A 23,473-nucleotide genomic window follows, 5' to 3' on the forward strand; every position below is an offset into this window, starting at 1 on the left:
AAATAGGATTTATTGTGAAATTTTATAATTTAAAAGACGCCAGCGAGCAAGTGAGTTTTTCTGGTGCGGTTAAACAAGGTCTTGGACGTGGACAAGGGTTATTTTTTCCTGAAAGTATTCCTCAACTATCGAATATCGAAGAGCTACTTGCCTTACCTATGGTTGAGCGCAGCGTTCGCGTATTGCACCCATTTGTTCAAGAAGATTTAACGAAAGAGCAGTTGTCTGAAATAGTGACAGATGCGTTTAATTTCCCTGCACAAGTTCACCCGATCAGTGAGAATCGCGCTATTTTGGAATTATTTCACGGGCCAACGTTAGCGTTTAAAGATTTTGGAGCGCGCTTTATGGCTCGCTGCTTACAAGCCTTTAGCGATAAAAATAAGCCGTTAACTATCTTAACAGCAACTTCAGGTGACACGGGGGCGGCTGTGGCACATGCGTTCCATGGCATTGATAATATCCGTGTTGTTATCTTGTATCCAAAAGGCAAGATTAGCTTGTTGCAGGAAAAAATGTTTACTACGTTAGGCGGCAATATAGAAACAATTGCTGTTGAAGGTGACTTTGACGATTGCCAAGCGTTAGTAAAGCAATCTTTTGATGACAATGAATTGAAAACAACGATTGGCCTTAACTCTGCTAACTCTATTAATATTAGCCGTTTGCTTGCGCAAATATGCTACTACTTTGAAGCTGCTGCTCAGTTGTATCGTCAAAAAGGCAAGGCGGCGTTAGACAATTTAGTTGTTTCAGTTCCTAGTGGTAACTTCGGTAACTTGACGGCTGGCTTGTTTGCTAAAGCGTTAGGCTTACCTATTAAGCGCTTTATTGCCGCCACTAATGCAAATGACACTGTTCCTCGTTACTTAGAAACGGGTGAATGGAGCCCCAATGACACTGTTGCCACTATGTCTAATGCGATGGATGTTAGTAATCCAAATAACTGGCCACGTGTAGAGCATATGTTGCGTTCAGGTATTGTTCCTAAAGATTGTGTGTCGTCGTTTAGCGTTGACGAAGAGCAAACGCAAATGACCGTGATTGCCTTATCAAAACTAGGTTATATCACTGAGCCACATGCTGCTGTGGCATATAAAGCGTTGCAATACAATGCACAAGATGACGAATTTGGTGTCTTTTTAGGTACAGCTCATCCAGCTAAATTTAAAGAAGTGGTTGAAAGTACACTAGGTCAGCCAATAGGTATGCCTAAAGAGTTAGCGGATTGTGCTACAGAAACTATTCTTTCATCTGAGTTAGCGGCAGACTTTAGCCAATTACGTACCTATTTAATGAAATAGCTCATTAATTTCAAATGGAAAAGCCGATGTTTTTATTATTAAAAACATCGGCTTTTTTTATGGTAAAAGGAAAAATATTTCTATCAGGCGACCTAGATAAAATAAATTTCTCAATTTTCTGACAAATTTAGTATGTGTTAGTTATAAATATTTTAAATCTGTCCTTGGTTGGAAATTTATTGCTTAATATTGATTTATATTAGTTTAAAGTTGCGCTAATTTGCCTGTTTATTAAAATGAAAAGAGAGTTTAGATAAGCAGAGTTATAAATTATGTCTTTAGAAAATTACTTTTTACCTTTTAGACGCCACGTTATTGGTCAAGATCTTAGCCATGTAATTAATGGGGAAAAGAAAGACATTATTTATGCGGACTGGACAGCTAGTGGCCGCTTATATCAGCCAATTGAAGACTTTATCAGCCATACGCTTGGTCCATATGTCGCCAACACTCATACCGAGACAAACCTAACCGGCAGTGCAATGACAAATGCTTATCACGAAGCACAGCATGTCATTAAAAAGCACGTTAATGCCTGTAACAACGACATTCTTATTACGGCAGACGCTGGTATGACAGGGGTAATTAATAAGTTTCAACGTATTTTAGGCTTACGTATTCCTGAAAAAGTACAAGACCAAGTAACCATTAAAGAAGAAGATAAACCAGTGGTATTCATCACTCATATGGAGCACCACTCGAATCAGACTTCTTGGTATGAGTGTGAAGTTTCGCTTGAAATAGTAAATCCTGACGAAAATGGCTTGCCGTGTTTAGCGCATTTATCACAACTTCTTGAAGAGTATAAAGACCGAAAAGTTAAAATCGGATCTTTTTCTGCCTGTTCAAATGTTACCGGAATTAAAACGCCTTATTACCAGATGGCGGAATTGATGCATGAACATGGTGGACTTTGCTTTGTCGATTTTGCCTGTTCAGCTCCTTATGTAGATATTGATATGCACCCTGCGAATCCAAAGCAGGCTCTAGATGCAATTTTCTTCTCTCCTCACAAGTTTTTGGGAGGCCCAGGTAGCTCAGGCGTACTTATTTTTAATAAAGCTTTATACAAGAACAAAGTGCCAGATCATCCAGGTGGCGGTACAGTAACTTGGACTAACCCTTGGGGTGAACACAGTTTCTTTGATGATATTGAGCTTCGTGAAGATGGCGGTACGCCAGGCTTTTTACAATGTATTCGCACTGCGTTAGCGATTAAAGTAAAAGATGAAATGGGGGTTGCTAATATTGAAAAGCGTGAGCAGGAAATCACTGATTTTGTCATGTCATCGTTAGAAAAGAATGATGATGTTGTTATGCTTGAGCAGCACATAAGAAATCGTTTAGCGATTGTTTCTTTTTACGTGAAAGGTGCACACCATAATTTGGTTGTTCGCTTGCTTAACGATAAGTTTGGTGTACAAACGCGTGGTGGTTGTTCATGTGCAGGTACTTACGGCCACATCTTGCTAAACGTAGATCACGACACATCTAACAAGATCACTGAGAAAATTAATTCAGGTGATTTAGCAGAAAAGCCAGGCTGGATAAGAGCGTCATTTCACCCAACCATGACCAATAAAGAAGTGGCTAAAGTGGTAGAAGCCATTAACCAAGTAACAGCTAATATCGCAGAATGGTCAAAAGAATATCGCTTTAACCCTGCGTCAGGCGACTTTGAATTTCAAGGTCAAGGGGTTGAATTTCCTGCGTTAGCGAACTTTAATGCGCTAGAAACTTTAAGCAATAAAGCTAAAGCTGGGCAATCGCCATCGATTATTCAGCGTTTATTTGGTTAAAGGATTAATCGCATCGCACTGGCATGATGATTCAAGCTTAAAACGTAATCATCATTTCAGCAGCAGAACAATGACAATCGTCATGACATATCGGGCATAAATATCCCAATGCACTCAGTTCGTTCCAGCGGTCTGGGTGCTCTTTTATTAATGTGCCACCGCATTTAGTAAAGTATTTTACTGCACTGTTTCCGGGGCTTTGCATCCATAAATGAGAAACGCCCGCTTTTGCCCCTTGCTTAACGGCTGCTGCCACAGAGAGTTTTAGTAGTTTGCTGCCTATGCCAAAGCCACGATAGCTTGCATCTACCGTATTACATTTAAAATAACAGACATGTTCTGGCAGAAAAGGCCACATATCAACAGAGCACCATTCGTCAGTTTGCCAATTATTTGCGGCAAAAGTTAGCCTAAAACCAACGAGTTTATTGTTATCATAGGCAACAAAATTTGCATTAGTGCCATCTTTTAAGCCTAACTGAAACCATTTGGCCGCTTTTTCAGGGTCGATATAGCCTTCGCCATGGACTTCAGTTCCTAAGGAGATGACGTTGTCAAAGTCTTCTTCTGTCATTTCACGGAAGTTAATTGATGAATCTGTCATTGATGCTCACTTAAGAAATAAAACGAAAGAGTTAATTATGTACGATCCTTTGCACCATACTTCACCTGGGTGTGACCAAGCCTACCCAGATAGTTACTGGGCGAGTGTTACGGATATTCCAAGCACTAATTCTGGCGCGTTAACTGATAATATTCAAGCAGATGTTGTTGTTATCGGTGCAGGTTACACAGGGTTATCATGCGCCTTACATTTAGCGCGAGAACATAATATTTCAGCTGTTGTTCTCGAAGCTAACCAAACTGCTTGGGGATGCAGTGGTAGAAATGCAGGCTTTGTCTTACCTAGCTCTGGTCGCTTGTCATTTAGTGCTATGCAAAAGCGTTGGGGTGAAGAGACAATGCGTGCAATTTATGGCGAAATGAATGAAGGCTTAGAGCGGGTAAAAGGATTGATTGCAGAAGGTATTGACTGTGATATTCAAGCTGGCGGTTACCTTAAAGTCGCTCACAAGCCAAGTAAACTTCAGGAATTGGTATCACTTGCTAAACTTCAGCAACAACGCTTTGGCTCTGATATTGACGTCTTATCAAAAGAACAAATCAGATCTGACTTTATGGATGATCAGCAGGCGCATGGCGGTATCCTTTATCACCAAGGCTTTGGTGTTAATCCATTAAAGCTAGCCATGGGGTATCAACAACTGGCTTTGCAAGCGGGAGTCACAATTTACAACGGCTCTCCTGTGCAAAATGTGGTTAAAGAAAAAGATGGTAGCTACCAAGTAAATACCCCTAAAGGCGTGGTAACAACGGAAAAGGTCGTTATAGCCACCAACGGTTACACACCAAAAAACTTTTGCGATATTGTTGATAAGAAAACACTGCCTGTTTTGTCCCAAATTATTGTTACTGAGCCTATGTCAGCCGAGCAAATTGCTGCCTGTAATTTTCACAGTAATCACGTGGTGATGGATACAAGGGCTTTAAAATATTACTACAGAAAGTTACCCGACAATCGTATCTTGTTTGGTGGCAGAGGAGCTATAACGGGTAAAAGTGCTGATGACCCGTATTACGCTAATCGTTTGCTAACCGTATTGAAGCAAAGCTTTCCTGCATTAGGTAATTTAGAAATCGCTTATGCATGGTCAGGATGGATATGTATGTCGCTAGACGATATCCCTCACTTATATCAGTCAGAAGATAATCAAGTGTTTTATGGTATGGGCTATTGTGGCGCTGGTGTTTCTTTTTCTGTTCAAGCAGGAAAACGGCTGGCAGATAAAGTAGCTGGCGTGAGTGTGCCGAATATTCCATTGTATCAAACACCATTAAAAACGTTTCCTTTAGCACCGCTTAGGCGAGTAGGGCAGTGGGGCTATTTTCAATATGGAAGGTTTAAGGATAAATACTTATAAACACTGTGTCAGTATATTGAAAAGTAAAAGGCAATGTACTTATACATTGCCTTTTTTATTAATGATTAAAATGGTTTATAACTCATTAATTAAGTATCACGACCGTTGTTATATAGGTTACGGGTAAGGTATCTGGCGTATCAACAGTAATAGCCAACTCTACTTGTTCAGACGCATCACCACTTTCGTTTTCTATATTAAACGGTAATTCGTGATATCCACGATTATTGTTGTCGTCTATTTCACGGGTCTCGATTTCACCTTCATTAAATACGACTGAAATCGTTGTGCCAATAGGCATAGTTTGCTCGGCGCTGTCCGCTAACATAAACACTAAATTTCTTATCTCGCCGTCATCTAAGGCGGGAATAGCGACAACGTCTTCACTTTCACTATCAATATAAGTTACTGAACCATCTTCATTGGTTAGTTTAAACTTCGGATTGTCGGCACTTGCCATAACAAGTTCAAGTGAACGACGAATAGTGATTTTTTTAGCGTTTTCGTCACACTTACTACCTTGACATTGTGGGCCATTGAAAAAGCCATCGCCACTGTCGTGTACACCATTTTGGTTATCGTCGAAAAAGACGGTTTCATTCGCATCTTTTAAGCCATCGGCGTTATCATCACGCCAGGCTTCCGCCATATCTACAAAGCCAGAGGCTTGAGGTGAGTGTCTTGTCCAACCCGCTTCCACTTCACGTACTTCTAGGGTTCCAGATATAGCATCGCCATCAACATCTTCAAATACATAGTTACCGTTGGTGTCAAAAAAGGTCTCATGGCCTGCGGTAGTCGCAATAATGGTTGATCTGTGATCTTCCAAGAAAGGTTCGGTTGCTTGCCATTGCACTGAACATGTTCCGTTTTCAGTAAAACACTTAGACTCTATTCTGCCGCCTTCAGTGCTAAAGTTAACGGCTGTACCGTCAAGAACAGGGTTGTTAAAGTAGTCGGCTAACCATACGGTAATCGTCGATTCTTTACCTAACGTACTGGCTTCAGGGTTTAAAACGCTAGCTGCTATAGTCATCGATGTTTGATCAGGTAAACCCGTGTTAATAGACAATTCACTTGATTGCGTTTGCACTGAAATGGTCTCACCACCTGACGCCATTTCTGCGTTTGCAGTAACACGAATAACCGTTGGAACTGTACCTGCAATAACTTGAGTTGATACTAAGCCTTGGCTATTGGTGATCCCTTCTGCTCTACTTAAACTGACACCACCGATACTAGTGTCTAAAGAAAAGTTAACTTGTTGTTGTGGAACTACATTACCGAGTGCTGTTTTAACTAAAAAGGTTACTGTTGCGGTTTCAGTACCACCAGTACCAGCAATAACGATTGATGTCGGGTTAGAAGAAACAAATTCAATTGAACCAATAGTGTCTGGTGCAATTTCAATTTCAGCTGTCGCACTGCTGGTTACGCTATTGTTGGTAATAGACGCTAAAATAACATCTTCTGTACCTGATACACCGGAACAATCCGTATCTTCAAAAGTAGCGGTAGCTGTACCACGAATGCTCAAAACAGATGTGTCGATAGTCGCTTTTTCATTTTGTACACAGTTTGAGGTAAAAGAGACTGTTGTCGGTGTGCTAATACGTTGGTTTTGTGGATCAACTAAATCAACTTGTAAACCTAAAGTACCGCCGGCGCTAACAAGTTCTGAGTTACCTGTTAACTTAATTTGACCCTCGATAAACTCGCCGTTGTCATCTATATAACCGATACGCACATCGTCTAAAACCGTACTATCATCAGCAACTATTTGGTAATTGGTACGTGTCGAAATCTCACTATTACCATCTATCGTCGCAATTAAAACACCAGCGCCTATGTTTAGTTCTGGGTCGCTAGTTATATTGACACTAGCAATTCCGTTTTTAGTGAGGGCTGAACTCGTACTTAATTCACCTACGTCGGCAGTAAAGCGAACAATGGCATCGTTAATTGGCTCTCCAGCATCGTCAACAAATGTCGCTTTAACAAGGGCCACTTCAGCTGTGGTAAATTGATTGCCTAGCTGTCCGTTAACTTCCATCGCTACAGTCAATGAAGGTGACGGCTCGACAATATCTGAGCTAGTGTATTCGTAATCTTTAGCTGAAGTAAGCTGTTCAGTGGTGACATCAAGCGTGCCTGCGCCTATCGTAAAGTTAGCGTTAGCAATGGTTGTTTCAGCTACGCCATTTTCGTCCGTCAGCTTAGAATCAGGGGATAGCTGGCCTAAGTCTGTCGAAAAATTAACGCGAATATTTGGCATAACCTGATTGAATTGATCTTTAATTGTTGCTTTAACGGTAACAACTTCATCTCTAGCGAAACTATTTTTTTCTACTTGAGTGGCATCAAATAGCTCTACATCAAGCGTTGTTTGCACTGACGCAATCTCAAGGTATTCATAGTCGCCTGAAGTATTTAGCATCGTGGTTGATGCGGCAAGTGTGCCTGCACCTGTTTCCAGCTGCGCGTTGGAAATAGTGATTGAAGCAACACCGTTGGCATTCGTAGTTACTGAGTCTGCTGAAATCGTTCCTAAATCTGCAGAAAAATTAACAGAGGTGTTTGCAATGCCTTCGCCAAACTGGTCATGCAGTGTCGCATTCACGGTGATAACTTCATTTTTTCCGAATGAGTTTTTGGCGTTATTCTCTGCATCTAAAAATGCTACGGTAAGCGATGTTTCAACTAACGCTGGTTCTGTATACTCAAAGTCATTTGTCGCTGAAAGACTCGACGTGGTTGAGGTTAATGTACCTGCGCCAATCGCTAATGCCGCGTTGTTAATGGCGATAAGGGCAACACCGTTCGCGTCTGTTAATTTTGAGTCAGGTGTTAACTCGCCCAAATCAGAGGAAAAATCAACTCTAACTTTGGCCATGCCTTTACCGTATTGGTCTCTAACTGTTGCTGAAACTACGATAGATTCGTTCTTAGTAAAGCTTGTTTTTGAGTTGTCTTCTTGATCAGTTAAAACAACAGACAAAGTTGTTTGTACAGGTGGATCTGTATCTGGAGAAGTTGAATCAGAACTACCATTACAGGCAGCTAACAAAAAAAGAAAGGCGTAAGTGAACGCGATATAGAGCTTGCGCATAACAGATTTTTCCAAAAGCATATTGTTGTTATCAATCCTGTTACTCATCATAAAAGTGGATTGGCTAAAAGTCCATGTAAAACAGTGGCTAATTTAATGAATTAAATATCAACTCTGTTGGTTGTTAAGTCCGCTTTAAAGTCTTGAATGTTTTTTCCTATCAAGTTAACTAATCGTTGCTGCGCTTCGAAACTGGCCCAAGCAATATGTGCAGTAACTGTAAGGTTTTGAGGAGGGTTTTGTAGTAGCGGGTAGTCAGGTGCTGGAGGCTCTTGTACCAACACGTCCAAAATTGCATGCCCTAGCTGCTTGTTTTCTAACGCCTCTTTTAAATCCGCTTCGTTTACTACGGGGCCTCGAGAGGTGTTAACCAGTACTGCATTATTTTTCATCAACGCTATCGTGTCTTTATTTACTAGGCCTTCAGTTTCAGGCGTTAATGGGCAATGAAAGCTAACAATATCAGCTTGAGCAAGGGCACTTTTAAACTCCGTTCGTTTGTCTCTTACTTGGGGGCTATCGCGACGTTCAGCAATTAACACCTTCATACCAAATGCTTGTGCTATGGTTGCTACTGATTGCCCTAAGTTGCCGTAACCAACGATAGTCAGGGTTTTACCTGATAATTCTTCCATTCCTTGCCCGTGATAAACAAAGCTTGGACTTTGTTGCCATAAACCTGTTTCTACGTTTGTAGCATGGTGCTCCGGCCTTGAAAACAATCGCAGTAATTGAGCAAACACATATTGTGATACCGATGGTGTTGAATACCCACTAACATTGGTTACCGCAATGCCGTGCTCTTTTGCCGCGTTGATATCTACGTTATTAGTGCCCGTAGCAGCGACACAAATGAGCTTTAATTTTGGTAATTCTGCTAATACTTGTTTTGTCAGCTGCACTTTGTTGGTGACAATAACATCTGCTTCTTTGCAGCGCCCAATGATTTCTGAAGGCTGCGTTAAAGGATGTACCGTTAAGTTATTGGATTCTTGCGCAATTGCGTCTAGATTGGTTTGTTCACTAAAGGTTTGAAAGTCTAAAAATACAGTATTCATAAAATTATTGTTATCCAGGTCGCCCGTCTATACGTGGAGAAATAAGTTTAGGCGTATAATCTATAAGGAATAAAATGAAAGCAGCATACCAAAAATAGCTACTTAATTGATAAATTAATAAAGTGTGCTGTGGAAAATACCAAGGCAATATACTTCTGATCACAGCAGACAGGAAAATCGAGACAAAGGCGATTTTCATTAGAATCCCCACTTGCAGTGTTCTGCCAGTATGTCCCAATGACACTCGCGCTATCATGGCGAGAATCAATCCGGCAATCCCGCCTACCGTCACTAGATGCCAAGCGTGGCTAATGGAAGAGGTTTGGCTATAAATGTGAAAGCCTAAATAGAGTAATCCAACCCACATCAGGGTTATCGCACCATGCAAAGACCATAACAGCGGTACCTTTAACGTGATCCAAGGTTGCCAACGTAAGCTTCTATAAGCATGAGCAATGCCCGATAGCACCATCATACCCCCAATAACTTGGTGACTAACCGTGACGACAGGCGCAATAAAGAAAAAGATGAAAAGCAGTAACAGTGAGCCAATTGCGATTCTTTCTAACCACCAAATGGAGGCCACTTTTGGTGTTTTGGTGCCATTAGCGGTAAACATGGGGGTAACTCTGCCTATCATCACTGACATGAGTACCAGTATCAAGGTAGTGGCAGCATAAAAAATGCTCTTAATATCAAAGCTATACTCTGGGTTTAAGGCAAAATGCATTTGACCATTTAACAGCGAAAAAAGACAAAGCATAGGGACAAAAAATAAGTTTCGATATTGCTTTATTTTAATAATAGGGATTGCCAAAAAGAGTGCTGACACTAACATAAAGCTACAATCTATGAGCAAAAACAGCCAAGAGGCTAGGTTGGGTGATAGTGCTAAGGTCAGTCGGCCTGCTAGCCATATGCAAACTAGAATGGCCAAAGGTAGACCACTTAAACCTCGTTGTCCGGTCCAGTTTTGTACTGCCGTGAGTAAAAAGCCGACGATAATTGCTGCCACGAAACCAAAAATCATTTCGTGTACGTGCCACCAGTACCCTCCACCATAAGGACTAAAATTGAAAGTACCACTAAGCACAGCTAACCAAAGTGCGATTGACAATAAGGCAAATGCGCTTCCGAATAGAAAAAATGGTCGAAAACCCAAACGTAAGATAGCAGGGATTTTAGATTCTTTCTCTAAGTCAGTTATTTGCATGTGTTTTTGTCCTTCGATTTTAATAGTTGGACAGTATCAGGCTTAGTTATTTACCGGTTGTTCTAGATCATAAAAAGCGTCAGAAATTAATTCTAATTTTTCTGTTAATAGCTTTTGTGCGTCATATACGCCTTGATTATAAAAATAGTTGCCTACTTTATCGGTAAAAAAATCAAGCAAAAACTCTGCATCAAATTGCCCTAATTCTACGTCGAGCTCATCGAGCATGTATTTTTGTAATTTATCGAGGATTTCTTGTTTTTCTCCGGCAGAAAATTTGACGTTAGCCATATCATTTATAGTTTTCAAAAAATGTCATGATAGTATTCTATACTGAAATGAAGCGCTAAGTGAGTATTACTGTTGTGAAAAAGCAAATCCTAAAATGGTGGCAAACTGATTGCCCAACGTGTCGAAAAACTCGATTGTTGGTCATTTGGTTTTTGTTAATGTTACTCGCTGATGCATTATGGTTTCATTTAATTTTTAGGTAGGTAATTGTTATGGGATACCGTTGGATCGACTCACAAGAAATTGCATTAGATTTGATGGAAAGACACCCTGATGTTGATCCCTATAAATTGCATTTTACAGAACTTAGAGAATGGGTGTTGTCGTTGGAAAACTTCGATGACGATCCCAAGCATTGCGGTGAAAGAGTTTTAGAAGCGATTCAACTTGCTTGGATGGCAGAGGCTGATTAGTGCCTAATTGTTATCGTTTGGTAAAATGTTCAAATATTCCAAGCATTTCGCCTTTTGCTCCTTCGCAGAGATAGTTTATACTATGTCGTTAACTAACGCGGTAAACCGCTTGTCAAAAAGACAGCTCATCAACAACTAAAATCCTCATTATGCCAACAAAAAATCAACGTCCATTATATATTCCATACGCTGGTCCAAATTTATTAGAAACACCTTTATTAAACAAGGGCAGTGCATTTAGTGCTGAAGAAAGACTTCAGTTTAACTTAACTGGGTTATTGCCTCCTGCTTACGAAACGATTGAAGAGCAGGTAGAGCGCTGTTATATGCAATATAGTAGCTTTCGAACTAACTTAAACAAACACATATATTTACGTGCTATTCACGATAAAAATGAGACCTTGTTTTTCAAGCTTGTTCAAGAGCATTTAACGGAAATGATGCCAATTATATATACGCCTACCGTTGGTGACGCATGTGAGCAATTTTCTGATATTTATCGCAGTAATCGCGGTCTGTTTGTTTCTTATCAAGACAGGTTCAATCTTGATGATATTTTGAGAAATGCCACGAAAAACAAAGTGAAAGTGATTGTTGTAACCGATGGTGAGCGCATTTTAGGTTTAGGCGATCAAGGTATTGGTGGTATGGGGATTCCCATCGGTAAGTTATCGCTTTACACCGCATGTGGCGGTATAAGCCCAGCGTATTGTTTGCCTGTTATGCTGGATGTGGGAACGAATAATCAAAAACTATTAGACGATCCTATGTACATGGGCAGTCGACACGAGCGTATTGGTCAAGCTGAGTACGATGAGTTTCTCGACATGTTTATTCAGGCTGTTAAGCGCCGTTGGCCTCATGTCATGTTGCAATTTGAAGACTTTGCTCAGCCTAATGCTATGCCTTTACTTCATCGCTATAAAGATGAAATTTGTTGCTTTAATGATGACATTCAAGGCACTGCGTCTGTCACTGTTGGAACGCTACTTGCGGCGTGTCGCACGAAAGGTGCACAACTGAAGGATCAAAAGGTTGTTTTTGTTGGTGCCGGCTCAGCAGGTTGTGGTATTGCTGAACAAATTATCTCTCAAATGGTGAGCGAAGGCGCGGAAGAATCAACAGCAAGAAGCCAAGTGTTCATGGTCGACCGTCTAGGGTTGGTGACTCAAGGACAACAAGATTTACGCGACTTCCAAGCGAAACTTGCGCACTCTGCTGAAAGCTTATCAAGCTGGGAAATTTCAGGTGATTACGCCAACTTACTTGAAGTGATTAACAATGCTCAACCTGATATTCTCATCGGTGTATCTGGTGTCGCAGGATTGTTTACTGAAGAAGCGATAAGAGCTATGCATTCACATTGTGCCAAACCTATTGTGTTTCCATTAAGCAACCCTGTTCGTCAAGTAGAAGCAACACCAGAGCAGGTGATTCGTTGGACAGAAGGTAATGCCATTGTTGCAACAGGGTCACCGTTTGATCCTGTTGAGTTTAAAGGTGAGCTTTTCCCTGTGGCGCAATGTAACAACAGTTATATTTTCCCTGGTTTAGGGTTGGGCGTTGTTGCCGCTAATATCAACCGAATTACTGATGAGATGTTGATGGTTGCTAGCGAAACGTTAGCACAAGCCTCGCCACTTGCTAATAGCGGTGAAGGGGAGCTATTACCGCCATTAACTGAAATTGCTAATTTAAGTAAAAAGATTGCATTTGCCGTGGCAAAAATTGCGTTTGACCAAGGGCTAGCATTGCGCATTGATGATGACGCGCTTGAAGCTAAAATTGAACGAAACTTCTGGCAACCTGAATATCGTCAGTATCGTAGAGTAAGTATCTAGCTTGCAACTGACTAGCTAAGTAATAACAAGCCCTTTAAACGTACTCACTTCGTTTTAAGGGCTTTTTTATGACAGTAAAATAAAGTTTCCATGTAGAGTTTAATAACAAGTAGGCTTTTCGCTACTTTTAGTCTATAATCGCGCCCAAAATTTATACCCAATTTATTTAATAAAAATTTAAGAGGCTTAATCGATGGCTATCGAACGTACTTTTTCAATCGTAAAACCAGACGCAGTTGCTAAAAACGTAATTGGTCAAATCTACAACCGTTTTGAAACTGCTGGTCTTAAGATCATTGCGTCAAAAATGGTTCACCTTTCACAAGAACAAGCTGAAGGTTTCTACGCAGAGCACAAAGAGCGTCCTTTCTTCGGTGCTTTAGTTGAGTTCATGACTTCTGGTCCTGTAATGGTTCAAGTTTTAGAAGGCGAAGGTGCTGTTCTTAAAAACCGTGAAATCATGGGTGCAACTAACCCAGCTGAAGCATTAGCTGGTACATTACGTGCAGACTACGCGAACTCTATCGATGAGAACGCTGTTCACGGTTCTGACGCTTTAGAATCAGCAGCTCGTGAAATTGCTTACTTCTTCTCAGACGAAGAAATTTGCCCTCGCACTCGTTAATTTCGTTTTAATCTTTACTCTATCTGATACTTCTTTGTCGGAAGTGCTCACGTAGGTTACTACGCTCCGCGCTTCCTTCTTGAACTATCAAATATAGTTTCGATTAAAAACTAAATTAAACAGAAACGAATCTTAAAAGGGTTTTACCGTCTTCGGTAAAATCCTTTTACTTTAATTATAGTTGGGTGAATTTTCGCTTTCCTAGCTGCTAATGAAAAGGACTTTACTGTTAAAGTATTTTTCATTATCTGCTATTAAAATTGTCTCTTTTGCTTAAAAAGTGTACAATCTTGCGCCCTGAAATTTTGTTGTTTAGAGAAGCTGATTTATGACTGAAGTGGTACAGCAGGCGGAACAATCGCCAGCAAAAATAAATCTATTAAATTTTGATCATCAAGGATTACGCGAATATTTCGCCTCGTTGGGCGAGAAGCCTTTTCGCGCCGATCAATTAATGAAATGGATGTATCATTTCGGCTACAGCGATTTTGAACAAATGACGAACTTGAATAAAAAGCTACGTGAAAAGCTAGCACGTAACTGTGAAATCAAGGCACCAGAAATTTCTCAAAAGCAAGTGTCTAATGACGGTACAATCAAGTACGCGTTAAAACTTGAAGGTGGCCAAGAAGTTGAAACTGTTTGGATCCCTGAAAATAATCGCGCCACTCTGTGTGTTTCTTCGCAAGTTGGTTGTGCATTGGAGTGTAGTTTTTGTTCTACTGCGCAACAGGGCTTTAACCGAAACCTATCTGTTGCAGAAATTATAGGTCAGGTATGGCGAGTCGCTAATGACATTGGTGCTACTCGCATTGCCGGTAAGCGACCAATTACTAACATCGTTATGATGGGCATGGGCGAACCTTTGCTTAATATGAAAAACCTTATTCCTGCATTGGATAATATGCTAAATGACCTAGGTTATGGCTTATCTAAACGACGCGTAACGGTCAGTACATCTGGTGTTGTGCCTGCCTTAGATATGCTAAAAGAGAAAATTGACTGTGCCCTGGCAATCTCGGTTCACGCGCCAAATGACGAGTTACGAAATGAGCTTGTGCCGATTAACAAAAAGTACCCATTAAAAGATTTCTTAGCCGCTTCTCGCCGCTATATCGACGGCTCTAAAGCGCAAAAGGCGGTGACTGTTGAGTACGTAATGATTCAAGAAGTCAATGACTCTATGGATCATGCACATGAATTAGCGCATGCGTTAAAAGATACGCCGAGTAAGATAAACCTTATTCCATTTAATCCTTATCCTGGTTCTCCGTATAAGCGTTCAAGTAATTCTCGTATCGACCGCTTTGATAAAGTGTTACAAAGTTATGGCTTTACCGTTATTACTCGTAGAACGCGAGGCGATGATATAGACGCTGCATGCGGGCAGTTAGCTGGCGATGTTTTAGACAGAACAAAACGTACCGCAGGCATTGCAGAAAAAAAACAGATGAAAGCTGAGCAAATTTCGGTAAAAATAGTCTAACGATAAAAACTAGGTGCGTTTGTTACCAATGACTTATAAAAAAAGCTTTGCACTTCCATTGCTTGTCCTTGTTTCTTTAACTGGGTGTGTTACGCAAACTTACGAGAATGATAATTCTACGCCAGTAGTGCAAAATGAGTCATCCTCAAATGAAATAGCCATGACACGAATATCTCTAGGGCTTGGCTATTTAAAAATGGGGAATACAACGCAAGCTAAGCTTAATTTAGAGAAGGCTAAACGCTTTTCTCCAAACCTTGTCCAGGTCCACACTGCATTTGCACATTATTACGATACTGTTGGTGAACCGCAGCTTGCAACGCAATCATTTGAAAAAGCCTTATCGATAAAATCTGATGATGCCGACGCGTTAAATAATTATGGTGTGTTCTTGTGTAAGAATGATCAGATTGATAAAGCTGAACAACAGTTTTTAAAAGCGATTGCCGTTCCTAGTTATTTATTAGTTGCTCAGAGCTATGAAAATTTAGCCCTTTGCCAGTTAAAAGCTGACAATTTCGAGAAAGCCGAGCGCTATCTCGAAAAAGCAATTCAACACAGTCCGACTCGCGCGAGCTCTTTGATGAATATGATGAGAGTTAAATACGCAAAAGCAGACTATAAAGAAGCAGAATTCAACCTAAAGCGTTATGAAAAAGCGACGCGTCGATTCACGCCTGAAGCGTTAGCAATAGCCACTAAGATATATCAACAACAAAATAATCATAGTGTCGCCCGTAACTATGGTGCGATGTTAGTTAAAATGTTTCCTGCATCATATGAGGGCAAACAATATTTACTAAATGGCTTGGCAGAAATAGAAGTTGATCAATTGGCGAAGCGTTATCAAGCAACGAAACCTAAACCCGAGAGTAATAAGAAAAAGCGCATTGTAAAATTGTCGCCAAAAAAAACACAATCGGCACAGAACAAAGATAAAGTTGAAGTAGCGCAAACAACTTTAGTTAATAAGTCTGATGACACTAAAAGAGTAGAGTTACCTAAAGTAAATTCAACGCAGGCCTCTACGGTGAACTTACCTGTACACGTCGTAAAAAAAGGCGATAGCTTGTTTTCTATTTCAAAAAAATACAATATTCAAATGCGTGCTATTGAAAAATGGAACAATTTGACGAGAAATAGCGTCATAAAAATTGATGATGTCATTTATTTGGCCAACCCAAAAAAAATTAACTAAGTCCTGAGTAGAATTGAATGAGTGAAGAAAAAGCGGTAGCAGAACTTACAGAAGATATGGAAGTTGTTGGTCCAGGTCAAATGCTTGCCGAAGCCCGAAAAAACTTAGGATTGTCGGCGGAAGATGTAGCCGACAAACTTAATTTCAGAAAAACCTTAGTCGATGATATCGAGCAAGACAATTTTGATCATAGCTTACCTTCAACGTTTAACCGTGGATATCTTCGTAATTACGCTAAGTTAGTTAACATTTCCATTGAAGATGTTTTAACCAGTTACGAAACGCTTAATATTGCTCAAAAGCAAGGTGCTGAGTTACAAAGTTTTTCTAAACAAACCGAAAAGCAAGCTGAAACAAATCGCTTGATGTGGATTAGTTATTTAATTCTAGCAGTGCTTATAGGCTCTACAGTTATTTGGTGGGTGCAAGATGCACGTTTAACACAATCTAGTGCTCCTTTGTTAGGAGAGCCTGAAGCCCCAGTGGAGTCCACATCAAGTAGTGACGACCAACAAGCGCAAATGCGAGTCGGCGGTAAATCCGACTCAGCACAGCCTGTAGACAGATTATCTTCAACCAGTTTACCATTGGATAAAGTCGCTAGTGACGAAGCGATAGCAAACGCCAATACCGTGAGCTTATCTGAATCATTACTTGCTAACCCTGTCGATGGTGAAGATTTAGATATAGAAGCGACACCTGAAGAAATTACTAATCAGGCTAACTTGATTACTCAAGCCAAAACCGACAACGAAACATTTGCTCGTCGAGATTCAGATGCTAGCGGCAATGAACAAGATGCTGCAGCAGAGAATGCTCTTAGTAACCAAGAACTAGCATCGGATGCTGACGGAGCCATCGCTACGAGTGAAAATGCCGCGCAAGCACAAGAAACTGTACCTCAGGTTGTTTCTGCCGCAGTCTTTACCTTTTCTGGAGATTGCTGGGTCAATATATACGATGCAACTGGTGAACGCGTTGCTTGGGGGATTAAGAAAGCTGGCTACGTGATGAACATTAAAGGTGTTGCCCCGTTTTCTGTTACGCTAGGAAAGCCAGAATTAGTTTCCATAGAATTTGAGCAACAAGCCGTTGATATGTCGAGTTTCAATCGCGGAAATATTGCAAAATTTACTCTACCAATCAAAGACAACAGTTAAATAACTATTATCATGTTTAAAGAATCTCCAATTATTCGCCGAAAATCGCGTCAAATTATGGTTGGCAATGTACCAGTAGGTGGCGATGCACCAATTGCGGTGCAATCTATGACAAATACACTAACCACTGATGTTGCTGCAACTGTTGCACAAATAAAGTCTTTAGAAGCTGTTGGTGCTGATATTGTGCGTGTAAGTGTTCCTACCATGGATGCCGCTGAAGCATTTAGAGAAATTAAGAAACAAGTTAACGTACCTCTTGTGACTGATATCCACTTTGATTATCGCATCGCCTTAAAGGTTGCTGAATATGGCGCAGATTGTTTGCGTATTAATCCTGGCAATATTGGCAAGGAAGAGAGAGTAAGAGCCGTCGTAGAGTCAGCACGAGACAAAGGTATTCCGATTCGCATTGGCGTTAATGGCGGTTCGTTAGAAAAAGATATTCAAGAAAAATATACTGAGCCTACACCTGAAGCCTTGTTAGAGTCAGCGATGCGTCATGTTGATATCTTAGATAGATTAAATTTCCACGACTTTAAGGTTAGCGTTAAAGCATCTGACGTTTTTCTTGCCGTAGGTTCATACCGGTTGTTAGCAAAACAAATTGATAACCCTCTTCATTTAGGTATTACCGAAGCGGGCGGGTTGCGCTCTGGCTCGGTTAAATCTTCAGTTGGCTTAGGGTTATTGTTATCTGAAGGTATAGGTGACACTTTACGCGTATCTCTTGCAGCAGATCCGGTAGAAGAAGTTAAAGTAGGCTTTGATATATTAAAATCTTTAAAACTGCGTAGTCGTGGCATTAACTTTATCGCTTGTCCTAGCTGTTCTCGCCAAGAATTTGATGTTATTGGTACAGTCAACGAACTTGAGCAGCGTGTAGAAGATATTATCACGCCGATGGACGTTTCTATCATAGGCTGTATTGTTAATGGGCCAGGCGAGGCAGAGGTATCAGACCTTGGTTTAACGGGTAGTAGCAAAAAGAGTGGCTTTTACCTTGATGGAAAAAGACAAAAAGAGCGTTTTGATAATACTGATTTGGTTAACCAGCTAGAGCAGCGAATTCGAGCTAAAGCCGCCATTATGGATCAGGCTAATAAAATAGACGTTAAAGAAATAGACGCAGAGTAAGCAATAACAAAGAGCTAGTTTACGTTTTTAGTTAAACTGCCTATAATGCGGCCTCGCAATTTTTAAACTTCCAGCAATAGAGAGAATCACTCGGTGAGTAAAACTATTCAAGCAATTCGTGGTATGAACGATTGCTTGCCTTCTGAAACACATATTTGGCAAATGGTTGAATCAGTACTACGTAGAGTTGCTGGCAACTATGGCTTCTCCGAAATTCGTATGCCAGTTGTGGAGTCAACAGCGCTTTTTAAACGCTCTATAGGTGAAGTAACCGATATCGTTGAAAAAGAAATGTACACGTTCGACGATCGTAACGGCGACAGTTTAACGCTTCGTCCTGAAGGAACTGCTAGCTGTGTTCGCGCTGGAAACCAACATGGTTTACTTTACAATCAGGAACAAAGGTTGTGGTACATGGGCCCGATGTTTCGCCATGAAAGACCGCAAAAAGGGCGTTATCGCCAGTTCCATCAATTTGGTATAGAAGCCTTTGGTATTGCTACGCCAGATATGGACGCTGAAATTATTAGCCTAAGTGCTCGACTTTGGACGGAACTTGGCATCAAAGATTTTGTCACACTAGAGTTGAATTCGTTAGGTTCGTCTGAAGAACGCGCTGCTTATCGTGATGCATTGGTAGAATTTCTTTCTAGTAAGGAAGATTTACTAGACGAAGATTCTAAGCGCCGTATGCATACTAACCCTTTACGTGTGTTAGATAGCAAAAATCCAGATGTGCAAAAAGCCTTGGAAGGAGCGCCTAAATTAAGCGAATACTTTGGAGATGAATCGAAAGAACATTTTGCACAAGTACAAGCGCGTTTAGATGCTGCTGGTATTAAGTATGTAATTAATGAAAAGCTAGTTCGTGGCTTAGATTACTACAATCGTACAGTATTTGAATGGGTAACGGATAGCTTAGGTGCACAAGGTACTGTTTGTGCCGGTGGTCGTTACGATGGCTTAGTAGAGCAGTTAGGTGGCAAAGGTTCTCCAGCGGTTGGCTTTGCATTAGGTTTAGAGCGATTAGTATTAATGCTAACCTCACTGGAAAAAGCTAATGACATTCGTGGTCAAGTAGATGCGTACTTAATTAGCTTAGGTGAAGGTATCGACATTAAAGCTGCAGGCTTAGCAGAGCAATGGCGAGATCAGGTACCTAACACAAGAATTCAAAACCACTGTGGCGGTGGTAACATGAAGAAACAGATAAAACGTGCAGATAAATCTGGTGCGCAAGTGGCACTGATTTTAGGAGAAGATGAACTGGCTAACCAAGAGGTTACAGTGAAATTCTTGCGCGATAAACAAGATCAACAAACGCTAGCTTTTGACAAAGTTCCAGAGTTGCTAGCAAGTTTAATTAAAGGATAAGTTTGTGGATATTCATCAAACAGAAGAACAACAAGTAGAACAGTTAAAAAGCTTATGGCAAGAGTATGGTAATGCCATTATTACCGGTTTAGTGCTAGGTTTTGGTGGTTTTATTGGCTATGGCTATTACAACGAAAATAAAGCAGCGGAAGAGTTTGCTGCTTCTGATGAGTATCAGTCTGTTATTGAGCTAGCGGCAAATGATAATGAAGCATTTCAAGCTCAAGGTGGTGAATACCTTAAAAATAATCAGAATGCAGGCTATGCTGCTTTAACCGCATTAGCATTAGCTAAAGACTCAGCAGAGCACAAAGATTGGCCACAAGTGGAGAAATATCTTCAAGCGGCAATTGATAATAGTCAAGACAAAGGTATCAGTGCAATTGCAAGTTTGCGTTTGGCACGTGTGCAAATTGAAACTGAACAGGTGGACAAGGCGCTTGCAACTTTGTCTAAGCCTCTGCCTGAAGCATATAAGTCAGCCGTCGAAGAAGCTAAAGGTGATGCTTATTTGAAGCAAGGCGAGACAGCTAAAGCTCGTGCAGCTTATCAAGTAGCTGTTGACTCACTAGGTGAAAGCCGTAATCCGGCGCTGCAAATGAAATTAGATGATTTAGCAGAAAACATCGTATTAAGTAAATAATCTGTTGTTTATAGCAGAGAAATCAGTGTAGGAGTCGATGGTGCTAAAGAAAATTCATAATAAATTGTATAAAGCGACAGTTATCGCAGTACTCGCTAGCGGTATTGCTGCCTGTAGCTCAACAGACGACGAAATAGACCCTAATGAACCTGTAGAACTAACAGAAATTACTGAAAAATTTGAGCCTGAAGTTCTGTGGGATGCTTCTATAGGCGATGGCGCAGATCGTTATTTCTCTCGGTTAAAGCCTATTGCCGGTTATGGCAAGCTTTATACGGCGAGTCGAGATGGAGAAGTTCGTGCGTTAGACCCTAGTACTGGTAAAGAGATCTGGAGTACCGACTTAAGCGACTTAGATAACTCTACGGGCTTTTTTGAAAGTAAACCATCCGCTAATTTGAACGGCGGTCCGAGCATTGGCTTAAATAAGGTTGTAATTGGTAGTGAAGACGGTGATGTGTTTGCTCTTGACGCCGAAACGGGTCAACTTTCTTGGCAAAGTAAGGTAAAGGGTGAAGTGATTGCTGCACCAGCAGTAGATTCCGGTGCCGTTGTTGTTAATACTGCTTCGGGTGTTGTCAAAGCGTTTAATTTAACTGATGGCAGCGAAATATGGAAAGTAGAGCAAGAAGTACCAGCGCTAACCTTACGTGGTATAAGTGCTCCTACAATAGCCGCAGGTGGTGCTCTCGTTGGTTCTCCTGATGGGACGCTAACGGTATATCTATTAGAAAATGGCCGCCAAGGCTGGGTAGCGGATGTTGGTGAAACGTCTGGCTCAACGGAATTAGAACGTGTTGTCGATGTTGATTCTCGCCCAGTCGTTTACGGTGACAAAGTGTATAGTATTTCATCTCGTGGCAACCTTGTAGCAATTGATTTGCGTACAGGTCGTATTTTATGGGAACGTCAGTACTCTTCATATCGCCAGATTTCTATTCAAGGTAACGTCATTTATCTAACAGATAACAAGGGCCATGTTTATGCAATCGATCGTGTTAATGGTGTTGAACAGTGGAGTCAATTATCGCTAACCAATCGAAGGGTAACAGGCCCTGTTGTGGTAGGTGACTATATCGTTGTTGGTGATTTCGAAGGATATTTACACTGGTTAGACGCATCTAACGGTAACTTCGTTGCTCGTTACGAAGTAGACAGTAGTGGTATTTATACAACACCATTTGTTTTAAACGATATTATTTATGTGCAAGCTCGCGATGGCGAATTGCAAGCAATTAAAACCCCATAGTTAATTGCTAAACTGCTAAAATTAAAGCGGCTCTACTTTTTTGGTAGAGCCGCTGTTGTTTTTTAAAAAGAAGAATTGTTGAGGTGATCATGTTGCCAGTCGTTGCGCTCGTTGGGCGCCCTAATGTTGGAAAATCTACGCTATTTAATCGACTTACTCGCAGTCGAGATGCGCTAGTTGCTGATTACCCTGGCTTAACTCGTGACAGACAGTACGGCCAAGCTCAGTTAGAAGAGAATCCTTTTATTGTTATTGATACTGGTGGTATTCACGGTGATGAAGAAGGTATTGATGCGTTAATGGCTGAGCAGTCGTTAATGGCAATTGATGAAGCGGATGCCGTATTATTCCTAGTTGATGCCAGAGCAGGGCTAACTTCGGCAGATGAAGGTATTGCTAGCTACCTGCGTAAGCAAAACAAAAAAGTATTTCTTGTTGCTAACAAAATAGATGGTATTGACGCTGATTCAGCGGTGAGTGAATTTTATCAACTGGCATTAGGCGATGTACACCAAATAGCAGCTGCACATGGCCGTGGCGTTACTCAATTGCTTATGCTTGCACTTGCTCCACATATTGAATCTTTAGGCTCTGAAGATGATAAGGGTGAGAGCGACGAGTTTGAAGAATTAACTGAAGAAGAGCAGGCTGATATCAGCTCGCCTGCTTATGATGATAAAATAAAACTCGCGATAATTGGTAAACCGAACGTAGGAAAATCAACCCTAACCAATCGAATTTTAGGTGAGGAACGTGTTGTTGTTTACGATATGCCAGGTACAACACGTGACAGTGTTTACATACCGATGGAACGTAATGACCGAGAATACGTACTTATCGATACCGCGGGTATTAGGCGTCGTAAAAATGTCACTGACGTTGTAGAAAAATATTCAGTTATTAAAACGCTGAGAGCGATTGAAGATGCTAATGTTTGTCTATTAATTATTGATGCTAGAGAAGGCATCACAGACCAAGACTTAAGTTTATTAGGCTTTATTTTGGAAGCCGGTCGTTCACTCGTGTTAGCCGTTAATAAATGGGATGGTATCGATGAAGAAGTAAAAGATCGTATTAAGTCTGAGTTAGATAGACGACTAGGCTTTATCGATTTTGCTCGTATTCATTTTATTTCTGCTTTGCATGGCACAGGTGTTGGTCATTTGTACGAGTCTGTTGAAGAAGCGTTTGACTCTGCCACCAAGCGTATTTCTACTTCTATGGTGACTAAAATTTTGGATATGGCGATATTTGATCATCAGCCGCCAATGCATAACGGTCGCCGCATCAAGTTAAAATATGCCCATGCAGGTGGCTATAACCCGCCTATTATTGTTATTCATGGCAATCAGGCGAAACACTTACCGCCTTCATATAAACGATATTTAATGAACTACTATCGTAAGTCGTTAAAAATCATGGGTACGCCAATTAAAATTGAGTTTAGAGAAACCAGCAACCCGTTTGCCGGTAAGAAAAAGCTTTCTTACACTGAGCAGAAAAAATTAGCGCGCAAGACCCAAGGTTATAAAAAAGACTAACCACATCAATAATTGTGCGTTAAAACACTGAACAGATTGCATAATCTTAA

General features: G+C 40.8%; 19 protein-coding genes. 14 read left to right on the forward strand and 5 right to left on the reverse strand.

Going from position 1 to position 23,473, the window contains the following annotated elements; translation table 11 throughout:
- The first annotated feature begins 14 nt into the window (after nt 1-14).
- Nucleotides 15-1,304: a threonine synthase gene (gene thrC / locus ACOB80_RS12215; protein WP_473166115.1), complete on the forward strand. Its 1,290-nt coding sequence runs from the start codon at nt 15-17 to the stop codon at nt 1,302-1,304.
- Between the two features lie 272 nt (nt 1,305-1,576).
- Entirely contained in the window at nt 1,577-3,103 is a 1,527-nt protein-coding gene (locus ACOB80_RS12220) for an aminotransferase class V-fold PLP-dependent enzyme (protein ID WP_473166116.1), read from the forward strand.
- Between the two features lie 37 nt (nt 3,104-3,140).
- On the opposite strand, the gene ACOB80_RS12225 is transcribed toward ACOB80_RS12220, so the two are convergent.
- Complete coding sequence (locus ACOB80_RS12225) at nt 3,141-3,707, reverse strand: GNAT family N-acetyltransferase (RefSeq protein ID WP_473166117.1); 567 nt, start codon at nt 3,705-3,707, stop codon at nt 3,141-3,143.
- Nucleotides 3,708-3,744: 37 nt separating this feature from the next.
- On the opposite strand from ACOB80_RS12225, the gene ACOB80_RS12230 reads away from it, so the two are divergent.
- Entirely contained in the window at nt 3,745-5,085 is a 1,341-nt protein-coding gene (locus ACOB80_RS12230; protein ID WP_473166118.1) for an NAD(P)/FAD-dependent oxidoreductase, read from the forward strand.
- 85 nt (nt 5,086-5,170) lie between these two features.
- On the opposite strand, the gene ACOB80_RS12235 is transcribed toward ACOB80_RS12230, so the two are convergent.
- The 4 genes from ACOB80_RS12235 to ACOB80_RS12250 form a co-directional block, all read right to left on the reverse strand.
- Nucleotides 5,171-8,194, reverse strand: coding sequence for an Ig-like domain-containing protein (locus ACOB80_RS12235; protein WP_473166119.1), 3,024 nt, complete (start codon nt 8,192-8,194; stop codon nt 5,171-5,173).
- Nucleotides 8,195-8,295: 101 nt separating this feature from the next.
- Nucleotides 8,296-9,252, reverse strand: a complete 957-nt coding sequence (locus ACOB80_RS12240) for a D-2-hydroxyacid dehydrogenase (protein WP_473166120.1) — start codon at nt 9,250-9,252, stop codon at nt 8,296-8,298.
- Between the two features lie 10 nt (nt 9,253-9,262).
- Nucleotides 9,263-10,465: an NnrS family protein gene (locus tag ACOB80_RS12245; protein WP_473166121.1), complete on the reverse strand. Its 1,203-nt coding sequence runs from the start codon at nt 10,463-10,465 to the stop codon at nt 9,263-9,265.
- Between the two features lie 42 nt (nt 10,466-10,507).
- Entirely contained in the window at nt 10,508-10,756 is a 249-nt protein-coding gene (locus ACOB80_RS12250) for a DUF2164 domain-containing protein (RefSeq protein ID WP_473166122.1), read from the reverse strand.
- Nucleotides 10,757-10,968: 212 nt separating this feature from the next.
- Between ACOB80_RS12250 and iscX the strand changes: the two genes are divergently transcribed.
- The 11 genes from iscX to der all read left to right on the forward strand — a co-directional run bounded on the left by iscX (nt 10,969) and on the right by der (nt 23,423).
- Nucleotides 10,969-11,169: a Fe-S cluster assembly protein IscX gene (iscX, locus tag ACOB80_RS12255; protein ID WP_473166123.1), complete on the forward strand. Its 201-nt coding sequence runs from the start codon at nt 10,969-10,971 to the stop codon at nt 11,167-11,169.
- 149 nt (nt 11,170-11,318) lie between these two features.
- Nucleotides 11,319-13,010 carry an NAD-dependent malic enzyme gene (locus tag ACOB80_RS12260; RefSeq protein WP_473166124.1) on the forward strand — a complete coding sequence of 564 codons (1,692 nt, stop codon included), beginning with the start codon at nt 11,319-11,321 and terminating at the stop codon, nt 13,008-13,010.
- A gap of 193 nt (nt 13,011-13,203) precedes the next feature.
- Nucleotides 13,204-13,635: a nucleoside-diphosphate kinase gene (gene ndk, locus ACOB80_RS12265; RefSeq protein ID WP_386030297.1), complete on the forward strand. Its 432-nt coding sequence runs from the start codon at nt 13,204-13,206 to the stop codon at nt 13,633-13,635.
- Between the two features lie 328 nt (nt 13,636-13,963).
- Complete coding sequence (gene rlmN / locus ACOB80_RS12270) at nt 13,964-15,121, forward strand: dual-specificity RNA methyltransferase RlmN (RefSeq protein ID WP_473166125.1); 1,158 nt, start codon at nt 13,964-13,966, stop codon at nt 15,119-15,121.
- 28 nt (nt 15,122-15,149) lie between these two features.
- A complete protein-coding gene (gene pilW / locus ACOB80_RS12275; protein WP_473166126.1) occupies nt 15,150-16,319 on the forward strand; it encodes a type IV pilus biogenesis/stability protein PilW in 1,170 nt (389 codons plus the stop codon).
- Nucleotides 16,320-16,336: 17 nt separating this feature from the next.
- Nucleotides 16,337-17,479, forward strand: coding sequence for a RodZ domain-containing protein (locus ACOB80_RS12280; protein WP_473166127.1), 1,143 nt, complete (start codon nt 16,337-16,339; stop codon nt 17,477-17,479).
- A gap of 12 nt (nt 17,480-17,491) precedes the next feature.
- Nucleotides 17,492-18,616, forward strand: coding sequence for a flavodoxin-dependent (E)-4-hydroxy-3-methylbut-2-enyl-diphosphate synthase (gene ispG / locus ACOB80_RS12285; RefSeq protein ID WP_473166128.1), 1,125 nt, complete (start codon nt 17,492-17,494; stop codon nt 18,614-18,616).
- A gap of 93 nt (nt 18,617-18,709) precedes the next feature.
- The gene (gene hisS / locus ACOB80_RS12290) at nt 18,710-19,990 is read left to right on the forward strand and encodes a histidine--tRNA ligase (RefSeq protein ID WP_473166129.1); all 1,281 of its coding nucleotides are present in this window, start codon (nt 18,710-18,712) and stop codon (nt 19,988-19,990) included.
- 4 nt (nt 19,991-19,994) lie between these two features.
- Complete coding sequence (locus ACOB80_RS12295; protein WP_473166130.1) at nt 19,995-20,633, forward strand: YfgM family protein; 639 nt, start codon at nt 19,995-19,997, stop codon at nt 20,631-20,633.
- Nucleotides 20,634-20,673: 40 nt separating this feature from the next.
- Entirely contained in the window at nt 20,674-21,882 is a 1,209-nt protein-coding gene (gene bamB / locus ACOB80_RS12300) for an outer membrane protein assembly factor BamB (RefSeq protein WP_473166131.1), read from the forward strand.
- Between the two features lie 89 nt (nt 21,883-21,971).
- Nucleotides 21,972-23,423, forward strand: a complete 1,452-nt coding sequence (gene der, locus ACOB80_RS12305; RefSeq protein ID WP_473166132.1) for a ribosome biogenesis GTPase Der — start codon at nt 21,972-21,974, stop codon at nt 23,421-23,423.
- The last annotated feature ends 50 nt before the right edge of the window (nt 23,424-23,473 follow it).

The organism is Thalassotalea coralli (genome assembly GCF_055786205.1).

Bases quoted from the DNA above. Each gene is read 5' to 3' on its own strand.
- ACOB80_RS12220 (WP_473166116.1), top strand. From the start codon at position 1,577: ATGTCTTTAGAAAATTACTTTTTACCTTTTAGACGCCACGTTATTGGT.
- ACOB80_RS12225 (WP_473166117.1), bottom strand. From the start codon at position 3,707: ATGACAGATTCATCAATTAACTTCCGTGAAATGACAGAAGAAGACTTT.
- ACOB80_RS12230 (WP_473166118.1), top strand. From the start codon at position 3,745: ATGTACGATCCTTTGCACCATACTTCACCTGGGTGTGACCAAGCCTAC.
- ACOB80_RS12235 (WP_473166119.1), bottom strand. From the start codon at position 8,194: ATGCGCAAGCTCTATATCGCGTTCACTTACGCCTTTCTTTTTTTGTTA.
- ACOB80_RS12240 (WP_473166120.1), bottom strand. From the start codon at position 9,252: ATGAATACTGTATTTTTAGACTTTCAAACCTTTAGTGAACAAACCAAT.
- ACOB80_RS12245 (WP_473166121.1), bottom strand. From the start codon at position 10,465: ATGCAAATAACTGACTTAGAGAAAGAATCTAAAATCCCTGCTATCTTA.
- ACOB80_RS12250 (WP_473166122.1), bottom strand. From the start codon at position 10,756: ATGGCTAACGTCAAATTTTCTGCCGGAGAAAAACAAGAAATCCTCGAT.
- iscX (WP_473166123.1), top strand. From the start codon at position 10,969: ATGGGATACCGTTGGATCGACTCACAAGAAATTGCATTAGATTTGATG.
- ACOB80_RS12260 (WP_473166124.1), top strand. From the start codon at position 11,319: ATGCCAACAAAAAATCAACGTCCATTATATATTCCATACGCTGGTCCA.
- ndk (WP_386030297.1), top strand. From the start codon at position 13,204: ATGGCTATCGAACGTACTTTTTCAATCGTAAAACCAGACGCAGTTGCT.
- rlmN (WP_473166125.1), top strand. From the start codon at position 13,964: ATGACTGAAGTGGTACAGCAGGCGGAACAATCGCCAGCAAAAATAAAT.
- pilW (WP_473166126.1), top strand. From the start codon at position 15,150: ATGACTTATAAAAAAAGCTTTGCACTTCCATTGCTTGTCCTTGTTTCT.
- ACOB80_RS12280 (WP_473166127.1), top strand. From the start codon at position 16,337: ATGAGTGAAGAAAAAGCGGTAGCAGAACTTACAGAAGATATGGAAGTT.
- ispG (WP_473166128.1), top strand. From the start codon at position 17,492: ATGTTTAAAGAATCTCCAATTATTCGCCGAAAATCGCGTCAAATTATG.
- der (WP_473166132.1), top strand. From the start codon at position 21,972: ATGTTGCCAGTCGTTGCGCTCGTTGGGCGCCCTAATGTTGGAAAATCT.